Genomic DNA, 12,865 nt, shown 5'->3' on the forward strand with positions numbered 1-12,865 from the left:
ATTATTTCACCATTTCATTCTAAACTTTGCGCAGCTGTAATAATACCAACCTTGTAAATTTCTTCTACGTTAGCACCACGAGATAAATCTGAAACCGGTTGGTTTAATCCTTGTAGGATAGGTCCGATAGCTTCAAATCCACCTAAACGTTGTGCAATTTTGTAGCCAATATTTCCAGATTGTAATTCAGGGAAAATGAAAACATTTGCTTGTCCTGCAACCTTTGATCCAGGTGCTTTTTGTTCACCAACACTCGGTACAAAAGCAGCATCAAATTGTAATTCGCCGTCAATCGCTTCATTTGGTGCTAGTTTTTGTGCAATTTCAGTTGCTTCTGCTACCTTTGATACCTCTGGTGCTTTAGCTGAACCTTTAGTTGAAAAACTAAGCATTGCTACTTTGGGATCAATATCAAAGAGACGAGCCGTCTGAATGCTTGCAATTGCCATTTCTGCTAATTCTTGAGCAGTTGGATTAATACTGATCGCAGCATCAGAAAATAAATACTTTTCTGTATCATTATTTCTGGTCATAATAAAGGCACCACTTGTCCGACTCACGCCTGGTTTCGTTTTAATAATTTGTAATGCAGGTCGAACGGTATCTCCAGTAGCGTGAACAGCTCCAGAAACCATCCCTTCAGCTAATCCCATGTAAACGAGCATTGTACCGAAATAATTAACATCGCGTAACATTTCTTCAGCTTGTTCAGGTGTATTTTTACCCTTACGTCGTTCAACAAAGGCCGTTTTCATCTCATTAAAATCTGTTTCAGAATATTGTTTAGGATCAAGTAATTCTACACCGATACCATCAAGAGTTAAATCGAGCTTTGTGGCTAACTCTTTCATTTTTGCAACATCCCCCAATAAAATAGGTTCTGCCAAATTATCTTCTGCTAATTTAACGGCTGCTCTTAGAATACGTTCTTCTTCCCCTTCAGGAAAAACTATTTTAATTTTTTTACTTTCAATTTTGCTTTTCAAACTTTCAAATAATGACATATCATTTCCTCCTAATTAAGTGTTACTGGGTAATTGCCAGTTAATCGGTGGCAATCCCTGACTTATTAAATTTTGATTTATTTGTGAAAATGGTTTCGATCCAAAAAAACCGCGGTAAGCAGATAACGGACTTGGATGAGGTGATGTTATCACAATATTGTGATCTGTATCAATTAATTTAATCTTATCTTGGGCTGTCTTCCCCCATAAAACAAAAATAATTGTCTGTGAAGATTCGGATAATCGTTCAATCACACCATCTGTTAATAATTCCCATCCATGATTACGATGAGAATTAGCGGCGCCATCTCTTACAGTTAAGACTGAATTTAACATCAAAACACCTTGCTCCGCCCAACTCTTCAAATAGCCATGATTAGCTGGTGGAATTCCTAAATCTGTTTCCAATTCTTTATACATATTCCGTAAAGAAGGTGGAATTTTTTCTCCTGGTAAAACAGAAAAACTCAACCCATGAGCTTGATGCTTTTCATGATAAGGATCCTGTCCCAATAAACAAACTCTAACGTCAGAAAATGGGGTCAGTTCAAAGCTTTCAAAAATGCGATTTTTTTCCGGATAAATCGTCTCATTTTGATATTCATTATCAATAAACGTTTCTAAATCAGCATATTTAGATTTTGCAAGCTCTTCGGTCAAAATGGGTTGCCAATCATTATCGACATTAATATTCATTGTCTAACACCTCACAGATTAAGTTTACCATATTAGTGAATACAAAAATAAATGATTTGATTAAAATATCGAGCGGTTTCATGTTAAAATGAAACCAGTAAATAAGATTAGAGGAGTGTTGAATTTATGATAAAAATTATTGCATCAGATATGGATGGTACTTTACTAAATGATCAAATGGTGATTTCAGAAAAAAACGCCGATGCGATTAAACAAGCACAAGCATTAGGAGTCCACTTTATCGTTTCTACTGGCCGTGGCTATACTGAAGTTAAACCTTTAATTACAGCAGCCGGGTTCAATAGTCCAATGATTACATTTAACGGCGCAGAAGTTTTAGATGGAAATGGTAAAACACTTAGTACAACACCTATTTCAAAAAAAGTCGTTCAAACTTTAGTTCAAACATTCAAAAAAGAAAATTTTTACTTTGAAATGACAACCTCAAACGGTGTTTATTCTGATAATCGTGCAAACCGTATTCAAAATGTAGCGCGTCTAATCTCTGATACAAATCCAGATACACCATTTAAAATGGCTGTTTCATTAGCTGCAGCTCGTCTTGAATTAATGAATATCAATTACGTTGATGATTACCAAACAGTCATCGATGATTCAAAAATTGATATTTTTAAATTAATTGTTTTCAGTATGGATGGTCAAGAAGAATTACTCCCTTTAAAAGCAAAAATTGAAGAAGAAGACTCACTTGTTGTTACCTCTTCTGCACCTACTAACCTTGAAATTAACAACGTAAATGCCCAAAAAGGGATTGCACTCCAAGCTTTCGCTAAAGAACTTAATATCCCAATGTCAGATGTCATGGCAATTGGAGATAACTTAAATGATGTTTCTATGTTAAAAGTTGCAGGCGTCAGTTACGCCATGGAAAATGGCCACGACGAGGTAAAACGTATTGCCAATCATTCAGCAAAAACAAATTCTGAAGATGGTGTTGGCTTAGCTATTCTTGAACAGTTAGCTGAAAAATAAATCGATTGAGACTAAAAAGTGTAATTAATTAGAAAAAATAAGTCTATAAAAACTGTTGTTGATAGTAGTTTAAAAACTATTACCAATAACAGTTTTTTTACAACGAAAAAAACAAAAGCCATAAGACTTTTGTTACGTAATCAATCAGCCCTGTTACTCTCCAACTATCAATTATGAAACCCATAATACGTCGCTAACCAATTTGGTACTTATCTTTATTCAGTTGTTAGTAACACGATTACTTTCCCAAAACTATCCTGATTTTGTAAGTAAGCATGCGCTAAAGGAACTTCACTTAGTTTGAAGTTTTTTTCTGGTTTCACATCAACATCATATTTTGAAATGTAGTCCAACAGATCATTCAATTTATCCTGACTGACATTGTCAGAGTAAAAACTAGTGAGGTAACTATTTTTCTCGATATCTATAATCGGATCAAATTCTTCTAAAAACCATTTACCTCCTAATTGTCCCGTACTACATAAAATGCCTCCTTCGTTTAAATGTTGAAAACTATCTTTTATAGTGGCAGGGCCAATTAATTCTAAAATTTTGTCATACTTCTTTTCAGTCTCTAATACACCAGTCTTATCTATTATTACATCATTAAAACCAGCGGACAATAATTGCTCATTTTTTGCTTGGCTCCGACTAGTACCATCAATTACAATATCAGGATATCTGGCCTTCAACAATTTAAGAAATGAAATACCTACTCCACTTGTGGCGCCTCTAACTAAAATTTTATCTTTTTTTGTAATTTTTAAGTTTTTCATTGAACCAAATGCTGTATAGTACGTTTCAGGAATAGTCGCAAGTTCTTTCCAAGATATATTTGTTGTTATTGGATATATTTGGTTATTTGGTAATGCTACATATTCAGCATAGCTGCCATCAAATGCGCGTCCCATTTCTCCCATAATGGAAATAACTTTTTTCCCTATAGGTAATCTTTCAGGATCGCTCGTTTCTTCAACAACACCCACACATTCAATGCCTAAAACCCTAGGAAACAAAACAGTTGGCGATTTTCCCTCTCTCGTAAAAATCTCCGATCTATTGATACCAAACCCTTTTATTTTAATTAAGGACCAGTTAGCTTTTATTTTAGGTAAATTTACCTCTTGGTAAATAAGCTTATCTGTTCCTCCTGCTTCATTAACAACAATTGCTTTCATAATTTTACTTTTCTCCTTTGCTAAAAAGCTTTTTTCAATTCAAATCATCGTAAACATCCTAATTTTTAGTAACTATACATAAAAAATCCTAACCACCACGCGAAGTGATTAGGACCTTTTACAATGCTTGCCCCACCAAAAATTAATGAAAGGCCGAAAGATTTAATTAGTTTGCACTTTTTATGCATTTAAAACTTTGTTTAAGAAATCTTTTGTTCTATCATTTTGCGGATTACTAAATATTTCATCTGGTGTACTACTTTCTAAAATGTAACCATCAGCCATAAAGACCACACGATCAGCCACTTCTTTAGCAAAACCCATTTCATGTGTGACAACAACCATTGTCATACCATCCCTCGCAAGTTGTTTCATAACATCTAAAACATCCCCAACCATTTCTGGATCAAGTGCAGACGTTGGTTCATCAAATAACATAATATCTGGTTTCATTGCAAGTGCGCGTGCGATTGCGACACGTTGTTTTTGACCACCAGATAACGAAGCAGGTGCAGCATCTGCTTTATCACTCAAACCAACTTGGGATAAAAGACGTTTTGCTTCCTTAGTTGCTTCTTCTTTTGTTTCTTTTTTTAATTCAACAGGCGCTAAAATAATATTTTCAAGAACGGTTAAATGTGGAAACAAATTAAAATGTTGAAATACCATGCCAATATTTTGACGAACAACATTTAAATCAGTTTTTGGATCACTTATATCATGCCCCTCAATAATAATTGAACCGGAAGTTAAATCTTCTAATTTATTTAAACAACGTAAAAAGGTACTTTTCCCAGAACCGGAAGGTCCAATCATGCAGACAACTTCTTTTTCTGCAACTGAAATATCTAACCCCTTCAAAACTTCATTTGAACCATAGTTTTTTTTCAAATTTTTAACTTGAATTTTAGCTGCCATTATTTAATCTTCCTTTCGACTAAATTAGATAACCACGTTAATAACGTTATGATAACGAGATAAATCACCGCGATAATCAACCACATCTTGAATCCTTCAAGGTTTCTTGCGATTATAATCTTACCTGTTTGCGTTAATTCTAAAATACCGATAACAGATAAAATTGACGTATCTTTCAACGTAATAATAAATTGATTAATAAATGATGGAATCATAATCTTAATTCCTTGTGGCATAATGACTTTCATCATTGCTTTTCCATAAGGTAATCCTAGACTACGAGCAGCTTCCATTTGGCCATTATCAACAGCCTTAATCCCACCTTTAACAAAGGCCGCTGTATACGCACCTTCATTTAACGTTAAGGTTATAATACCTGCCACAAATGCTGGAATCTTGCTCCCGGTTAAATTAGGAATACCAATGTAGATAAAGAAGGCCAATACAATTAGCGGTAGGCCACGGAAAATGTAAATTAATGTACTTGAAAGCCCATTAAGCCATTTATTTGGCGCAACACCCATCATACCTAAAATAATCCCTAAAACTGTTGCACAAACAATAGCCACAATTGTTAATAACATTGTTTGTTTAAATCCTTCTAATAATGAGCCACTATTTGTTTTCAATAAACCTAAAATTGTTCGAGAATTTTTAGAGTTAGCATTTTTTGCGTTCGTTCCAGTGTACTTATCAACAATCTTTTTATATTCACCGTTAGCTTTAAGTTTCTTTAGCCCGGCATTAAATTTTGTTATTAATTCTTTATTTTGCCCTTTTTTAACGGCGAATCCATATTCACCTTTTTCATATGTTTTACCAACTACTTTCATTTCAATACCATTCTTAACACCATATGCTAAAACTGGTTTATCATCAAAAGTCGCATCGGAATTTCCTGTCACAACATCGTCATACATGTTACTTGAATCATCAAAAGTTGTTGTTGTAATATTATATTGTTTTTTAATTGAGTTTACGAATTCTCCGGCAGCTGTACCAACTTTAATCGCTACCTTTTTCCCTCTTAAATCATCCAAAGATTTAATTGAACTGTTTTTACCAACAGCCATAGCTACCCCAGCTTCATAATAACTATCTGAGAAATCAAATTTAACACGACGTTCTGGAGTTATCATCATACCAGCCATAACCCCATCAATTTGGTTAGCATCTAATGCTTGAACCGCTGCATTAAACCCTAAGGCTTTAATATCAACTTTAAATCCTTCCTCTTTAGCAATGGCTCGCATTATATCCATATCAATACCAACATATGATTTACCATCTTCTGCTTGATATTCAAATGGTGCATAAGTTACATCAGTCCCGATTGTATACGTCTTTTCTGCTGCATTTACTTGATTACTATGTAAAAATAATAAAAATACACATGCGACCATGATTGACATGATCATTGACTGCCATTTTTTCATAATATCCTCCCCAAAACATTTTGATGTAACATAATATAACATATCTACACTTAGCAAGCAATTTAGTTGTTTTGACAATTATTTAAGTACCCTATACACTAGAGATATTCAGGAAAGGATGGTTTATATGATTATTAGAAGAGCAACAAAAAAAGATGCACACGAGGTCGTTCCTTTAGTGAATATTATTTTAGAAGATATGGAAATTCCTATTCTTCAAGAAATTCCATTACCCGACCTATTCAAAGTGCTAGAGCTTGCATTTGAAACAGAAGACTACCGTTACAGCTACGGTCGTGTTCAAATTGCCGATATTGATGGTAAGGTTGCTGGGATAGCATTTGGTTATCCGGATGAAGATGAAGACCATCTTGATCTTGCTATGAATCAATTTTTCCCACAAATTGGTTTACCTGAAACAACTGAACTCTTTCCAGACTCAGAAGTTTATCCAAATGAATGGTACCTTGATACCCTTGCTGTTTCACCAGATTTCCAAGGACAAGGCATCGGCACAAAACTTCTAGAGTCTCTTCCCGAGATTGCCCGTGCAGCTGGAAAAACAAAGATTGGCTTAAACGTCGACTTTGCAAATCCTAAAGCAGAAAAGTTATACACAAAAATGGGCTTTAAAACTGTTGGTAACATGATTATTAGTGGTCATGACTATCATCATATGCAAAAAGATATTTAAATAAATAAAAAGGTCTGCTAAAAATAAATTTAGCAGACCTTTTTTCATATCTTTATTCTAAAACTTTTACAGTAACTGTCTTTTTACCCCATGTGTAACATCTTGCATTTGAGATAAAATGCACATCAATTCGGTTTCCTTTAATTGCTGAACCTGTATCGCCAGCAATCGCAACACCATAACCAGATACCCAGACAACAGTTCCTAGCGGAATAACTGAAGGATCCACAGCAATTTGTTGTGGATTAGTTAACAAACTTAACCCATATGATCCATGAGTTCCCATCCCTGGTGCATTTGTTGAATAAGCCGTTGCGACCATTTGTAACGTTTTCTTAGTTGATTTGCCAGAAGTATCGTTGCTTGCTTTTTGGTCAGTACTTCCTTTTTTATCTGATGAATCATCACTTTCAGCCTTTTTAGCTGCTTCTTTTTTAGCAGCTGCTGCTGCCTTAGCATCAGCTTTAGCCTTTGCTTCTCTTGCTTTTTTTGATAACTCAGCATCTTTAGCCTTTGTTACTTTGGCTAAATCTTTCTTTGCGTCACCTAAAGTATCTTTTAACGCTGCTAATTGTTTATTCATTTCTTTTGTTTCTTGTTTTGTTTCAGATTGTTTTAATTTCAATGATTTTTGTTCAGATTCCAAATGCGCTTTAGCATCTTCCATGGTTTTGATATTAGACGCAACATCTTTCATCGTTTTGTTATCAGCAGATTGTAAAACAGAAACTGCGTAAACACGGCTAATAAAATCACCAGCATTCTTTGCTTCAAGAATAGCCGTTACCATTTTACTACTTGAATCATTAACTTGTAGACTTCTTAATCTATCTTTAGCATTTTCAATACGTGTATCTAATTGTTTTTGTTCATTACCAATTGATTTATCTTGTGAACCAATTTTCTTTTCTTTATCAGAAATTTCTTGATTTAATTTATCAATTTTTGCATACTCATCATTAATACTCGTTAATGACTTTGAAATTTTTGAATTAGCAGTTGTTACTTTCTCTTGTGCAGCTGATTCTTGTTTTTTTAAATCACTGATAGATGTTGCACTAACAGAAACCGAACCACCTAATAAGCAAAGTATAACTGCCGTAAAACCAATAATATTTCTAATTTTCAAAATAATACTCCTTTTTGTAAATAACTTTATTACCCATTTCTAGAGTATATCGAACCGACAAGTCAGACATGTGTCAGGCATATTACAAAACATCACTCATATTACAACTCTATGACTAACGTACCCTCATTTTCAGAAATAATCATTTTATTTGAGTTCATTTTCAAAACCGTTTCATTTTGAGCCTGAAATATGCTATGATATGTAGATTATACAAACGAATAGTGAGGGTATTAAATGATAACTGTAAGTAATGTAAGTTTAAGTTTTTCAGACCGTAAGTTATACGATGACGTTAATTTAAAATTCACGCCTGGTAATTGTTACGGACTAATCGGTGCTAATGGCGCTGGTAAATCAACATTTTTAAAGATTTTATCTGGTGAAATAACACCAAGTACAGGTAAAATTTCATTAGATCCAAATGAACGTATGACAATGCTACAACAAAATCATTATGGCTTCGAAGAATATACTGTTCTTGAAACAGTCATTATGGGTTACAAAGAACTCTATGCTGTTATGGAAGCAAAAGATGCTATTTATGCAAAAGCTGATTTTTCTGATGAAGATGGTATCAAAGTTGCTGAACTAGAATCTGACTTTGCTGAAATGAATGGTTGGGAAGCTGAATCAGAAGCTTCAACTCTTTTACAAGGCTTAGGCTTCGCTGAAGATATGCAAAATAAAAAGATGAGCGAACTAACAGAAAGTCAAAAAGTTAAGATTTTGCTTGCACAAGCACTTTTTGGTAATCCTGATGTTCTCTTACTTGATGAACCTACTAATGGGTTAGACATCAAATCAATTAACTGGTTAGAAGATTTCTTAATTAACTTCTCAAATACCGTTATTGTTGTTTCTCATGATAGACATTTCTTAAATAATGTCTGCACCCACATGTGTGATGTTGATTTTGGTAAAATCAAATTATTCGTTGGTAATTACGACTTCTGGATGGAATCAAGTGCCTTAGCTTCAAAACTTGCAAATGATTCTAACGATAAAAAAGAAGCTAAAATCAAAGAATTACAAGATTTCGTTGCACGATTCAGTGCTAACGCTTCTAAATCTAAACAAGCAACTTCTCGTAAGAAAATGCTTGAAAAAATCACACTTGATGATATTCAACCTTCATCACGTCGCTACCCATTCATTAACTTTGAAATCGACCGTGAAATTGGTAATGATTTATTATCAGTTAGTGGCGTTTCAAAAACAATTGATGGCGTAAAAGTTTTAGATAATATCTCATTTAGTTTAGGCAAAGATGATAAAACAGCCTTTACAAGTGAAACTGATATTGCTGTTACAACATTAATTAGAATTCTTTCTGGTGAATTAGAACCAGATACAGGTACAGTTCAATGGGGTGTAACAACATCACAAGCTTACCTTGCTAAAGATAATAACGACCAATTCGCTGATGAACATTTAACAATTATCGATTGGTTACGTCAATTTGCTTCTAAAGCAGAAAGTGATAACACTTTCTTGCGTGGATTCTTAGGTCGTATGTTATTTTCTGGTGAAGAAGTCGATAAAGAAGTTGGCGTCTTATCCGGTGGAGAAAAAGTTCGTTGTATGTTATCAAAAATGATGTTAACAAGAAACAACGTTCTTTTACTTGATGATCCTACTAACCATTTAGATTTGGAATCAATTACTTCATTGAATGAAGGTCTTTCAAATTATAAGAGTGCTCTATTATTCGGCTCTCATGATCGTGAGTTCATTCAAACAATCGCTAACCGTATCATCGAAGTAACACCAAACGGTCTTGTTGATCGAGCAGATACTACTTATGATGAATTCTTAGAAAATAAAGATGTTCAAGATCAAATTGCTGGTCTTTACAAACAAGCTTAATAACTAAAAAGGAAGCAACCAATTTCAAAATTGGTTGCTTCCTTTTTTATTAGTAATTTTTAAGTACGCGTTGAATTTGGCGTTCCTGATCTCGACGTTTAATTGTTTCACGTTTATCGTAATCATTCTTCCCTTTTGCAACACCGATTAGTACTTTTGCAAAGCCGTTTTTAATGTACACTTTCAAAGGGACAATTGTAACACCCTTATTTTTAGTTGCTTCATCAAATTGAGCTATTTGTTTTCTATGCAATAATAATTTACGATTTCGAAGTGGATCATGATTGAATTGATTTCCTTGATCATACGTTGAAATATGAACATTCATCAGCCAAGCTTCACCATTTCTAATTTGCGCAAATCCATCTTTTAGATTAATACGACTATTTCGAACGGATTTAATCTCAGTACCTGTTAAAACGACACCAGCCTCAACCGTATCTTCAATGTTATAACTGTGTCTTGCTTTTTTATTCTGGGCTAAGGGTTTATCAAAAGATGACTTTTCTTTTCGCAATCTTAATCCCCCCGATATTATTTTTGACGTGTATTATTTTTTCTTGGTGCTGTGTTTTTATTAGCTGATTTGTAGAATGGTTTCTTTCCATTACTATTTCCAGCAGCTGGTTTACCATTACGGTTATAAGGTTTCTTGTCTCCTGGACGACCATTACCTGGACGTTTGAAGTTTCCACCTTTACCTCGTAAATCAGAAGTTGGTGTGTTTTGTGGATTAACAATTTCAAAATCAATCGCACTTTGCTCAATATCAACTTTAGCAACTTTTACTTCGATTGGTTGACCAATTCTGAAAGTTCTCTTGGTTCTCTTACCTACTAATGCCATATGCATATCTAAATATTCATAATAGTCATCCTTCATATTACTAATATGAACAAGACCTTCAACAGTATTTGGTAATGAAACGAAGACACCAAACTTCATAACTGAGCTAACAACACCTTCAAAGGTTTCACCAACATGATCAGCCATGTATTCAGCTTTTTTCATTGCGTCAGTATCACGTTCGGCATCAATTGCGCGACGTTCCATTTGTGATGTATGTGTTGTAAGTTCAGGTAATTGTTCAGCATATTTTTCTTTTTGAGTGTCCCCAATACCATTTTCTTCGTAGAAACGAATTAAACGATGAACCATCAAATCAGGGTAACGTCTAATTGGTGACGTAAAATGCGTATAATCAGTAGCAGCTAAACCAAAGTGACCTAATGATTCATCAGTATATTTAGCTTGTTGCATACTTCTAAGTAACATAACAGAAACCATTGATTCTTCAGGTTTACCAGCTACTTCTTTTAAAACACCTTGTAACATTTTAGGTGTTACATTCTTACTATCACCTTTAACAACGATACCAAAACTGGTTAAAGTTTCGAAGAAACGCATTACTTTTTCATTCTTAGGTGTTTCATGCACACGGTAAACAAAAGGTACTTTTAATTTATCGTAATGAGCTGCAACAGTTTCATTTGCAGCTAACATAAATGATTCAACTAAACGTTCACTTGTTCCACGAGTTCTAATTTGAATATCAATTGGGTGACCCGCTTCATCAACGATAATCTTAGATTCATTATCATCAAAACTAATTGCACCACGTTTTTTACGCATTTTTTCAAGAATTTTGTGTAATTCGCCCATTGTTTCAAACATTGGGACCAATTCTTCATATTTAGCTTTCGTCTTTGCATCATCTGATTCAAGAATCTTGTTAATGGCTTTGTAAGTCATACGTTCTGTCGTTTTAATCACACTTTGGAAGATTTTGTGGTTAACAACATAACCTTCTGGTGTAATTTCCATTTCACAACTCATAGCAAGGCGTTCAACTTTTGGATTCAATGAACAAATACCATTTGATAATTTGTGAGGCAACATTGGAATAACACGGTCAGTTAAATAAACACTCGTTCCACGTTCGTATGCTTCACGATCAAGTGGTGTGCCTGGTTGGACATAATGCGAAACATCAGCAATATGCACACCTAAATGGTAGTTCCCGTTATCAAGTTTCCAGGCAGTAACAGCATCATCTAAATCCTTAGAATCAATACTATCAATTGTTACCAATGTTTGGTCCGTTAAATCAACACGGCCAATTTTTTCTTCTGGTAGCACAACTTCTGGAGTTGCTTCAGCTTGAGCCATAACATCTTCAGGAAATTCACTAGGAATATCATGTTGATAAACAACTTGTAAAATATCCATACCTGGATCGTCTTTGTTACCCACAACTTCTTTAACCAATGTTTCAATAACTAATGGTTTTTCACTTGTTGGGTAAGCAGTAATATCAGCTGTAATAACTTCTCCGGCAACTGGATGTAAACCAACCCCTGTTACCAATAAGTTATAACGTTGTAATTTCTTGTTTTTAACAACTAAATGGCCAATTATTCCTGAATTTTCAAGGTCAGATGGTTCAACTTCAAATTCACCAACAATTGATGTTACATTATGTTCAACAATTTTATTAACTTTACCTTCAGGACCACGGTCATCCCCAGGTTTAGCAGCACTTGTAATCTCAATCTCAACACTATCACCATTTAAGGCAGACATTGTTTGTGTTGGATTAACGAAAACATCAGGTTGTTCTGGATCAATCGTAACGAATCCAAATCCACGATCATTTGCATGAAAAATACCCACTAATTGTGGTGTTTGAAGTGCAATTTGAAATTTGCCTTCTGATGTAATTTTCACTTCACGTTTACGTTCCATTTCAGCAAGTGTTTTAACAAGTTCTTTGAACGCATCCTGGCCTTCTAATTTAAGGGCAGCTGTTAATTCTTCAACACTGAAAGATTCATTTTCTTTAATTTTTAGTTCTTTTAATATAAGTTCTTGCATCTTTTTATCCATGTATACCTCGTTTTCATATTCGTATTTGCGTTACATTTATTTATTATTAATTTTATTTTATT

The 12,865-nt window shown here is 34.2% G+C and carries 11 protein-coding genes; 3 read left to right on the top strand and 8 right to left on the bottom strand.

All coding sequences use genetic code 11. The features are described 5' to 3' along the window. Positions 1 to 14: 14 nt before the first annotated feature. Together pta and AC1RP4_RS03865 are read right to left on the bottom strand one after the other, a co-directional pair. A complete protein-coding gene (gene pta, locus AC1RP4_RS03860) occupies positions 15 to 1,004 on the bottom strand; it encodes a phosphate acetyltransferase (protein ID WP_481761434.1) in 990 nt (329 codons plus the stop codon). Between the two features lie 15 nt (positions 1,005 to 1,019). Next, on the bottom strand, positions 1,020 to 1,700 hold the full coding sequence (locus tag AC1RP4_RS03865; RefSeq protein WP_481761435.1) for a uracil-DNA glycosylase: 681 nt from the start codon (positions 1,698 to 1,700) through the stop codon (positions 1,020 to 1,022). A 126-nt stretch (positions 1,701 to 1,826) separates the two neighbouring features. Between AC1RP4_RS03865 and AC1RP4_RS03870 the strand changes: the two genes are divergently transcribed. Next, positions 1,827 to 2,693, top strand: a complete 867-nt coding sequence (locus AC1RP4_RS03870) for a Cof-type HAD-IIB family hydrolase (protein ID WP_481761436.1) — start codon at positions 1,827 to 1,829, stop codon at positions 2,691 to 2,693. A 215-nt stretch (positions 2,694 to 2,908) separates the two neighbouring features. On the opposite strand, the gene AC1RP4_RS03875 is transcribed toward AC1RP4_RS03870, so the two are convergent. From AC1RP4_RS03875 to AC1RP4_RS03885, 3 genes are all read right to left on the bottom strand, one after another. Further along, positions 2,909 to 3,871: a zinc-binding dehydrogenase gene (locus AC1RP4_RS03875; RefSeq protein ID WP_481761437.1), complete on the bottom strand. Its 963-nt coding sequence runs from the start codon at positions 3,869 to 3,871 to the stop codon at positions 2,909 to 2,911. 180 nt (positions 3,872 to 4,051) lie between these two features. Continuing rightward, positions 4,052 to 4,789, bottom strand: coding sequence for an amino acid ABC transporter ATP-binding protein (locus AC1RP4_RS03880; protein WP_481761438.1), 738 nt, complete (start codon positions 4,787 to 4,789; stop codon positions 4,052 to 4,054). Continuing rightward, positions 4,789 to 6,225 carry an amino acid ABC transporter substrate-binding protein/permease gene (locus AC1RP4_RS03885; RefSeq protein WP_481761439.1) on the bottom strand — a complete coding sequence of 479 codons (1,437 nt, stop codon included), beginning with the start codon at positions 6,223 to 6,225 and terminating at the stop codon, positions 4,789 to 4,791. The genes AC1RP4_RS03880 and AC1RP4_RS03885 overlap by 1 nt, the downstream gene beginning before the upstream one ends. 130 nt (positions 6,226 to 6,355) lie before the next feature. Here AC1RP4_RS03885 and AC1RP4_RS03890 point away from each other — a divergent pair, with 130 nt between their 5' ends. Next, positions 6,356 to 6,919 carry a GNAT family N-acetyltransferase gene (locus AC1RP4_RS03890; RefSeq protein WP_481761624.1) on the top strand — a complete coding sequence of 188 codons (564 nt, stop codon included), beginning with the start codon at positions 6,356 to 6,358 and terminating at the stop codon, positions 6,917 to 6,919. Positions 6,920 to 6,971: 52 nt separating this feature from the next. Here AC1RP4_RS03890 and AC1RP4_RS03895 read toward each other — a convergent pair whose 3' ends face one another. After that, positions 6,972 to 8,048 carry a 3D domain-containing protein gene (locus tag AC1RP4_RS03895; protein WP_481761440.1) on the bottom strand — a complete coding sequence of 359 codons (1,077 nt, stop codon included), beginning with the start codon at positions 8,046 to 8,048 and terminating at the stop codon, positions 6,972 to 6,974. A gap of 237 nt (positions 8,049 to 8,285) precedes the next feature. Here AC1RP4_RS03895 and AC1RP4_RS03900 point away from each other — a divergent pair, with 237 nt between their 5' ends. Then, positions 8,286 to 9,917 carry an ABC-F family ATP-binding cassette domain-containing protein gene (locus AC1RP4_RS03900; protein ID WP_409022227.1) on the top strand — a complete coding sequence of 544 codons (1,632 nt, stop codon included), beginning with the start codon at positions 8,286 to 8,288 and terminating at the stop codon, positions 9,915 to 9,917. Positions 9,918 to 9,966: 49 nt separating this feature from the next. Here the strand turns inward: AC1RP4_RS03900 and smpB are convergent, their stop codons facing one another. Together smpB and rnr are read right to left on the bottom strand one after the other, a co-directional pair. Then, positions 9,967 to 10,434: an SsrA-binding protein SmpB gene (smpB, locus tag AC1RP4_RS03905; protein WP_481761441.1), complete on the bottom strand. Its 468-nt coding sequence runs from the start codon at positions 10,432 to 10,434 to the stop codon at positions 9,967 to 9,969. 17 nt (positions 10,435 to 10,451) lie between these two features. After that, positions 10,452 to 12,803 carry a ribonuclease R gene (gene rnr, locus AC1RP4_RS03910; RefSeq protein WP_481761442.1) on the bottom strand — a complete coding sequence of 784 codons (2,352 nt, stop codon included), beginning with the start codon at positions 12,801 to 12,803 and terminating at the stop codon, positions 10,452 to 10,454. Positions 12,804 to 12,865: the final 62 nt, after the last annotated feature.

Source organism: Dellaglioa sp. CoH-56-MRSF-10 (genome assembly GCF_056782175.1).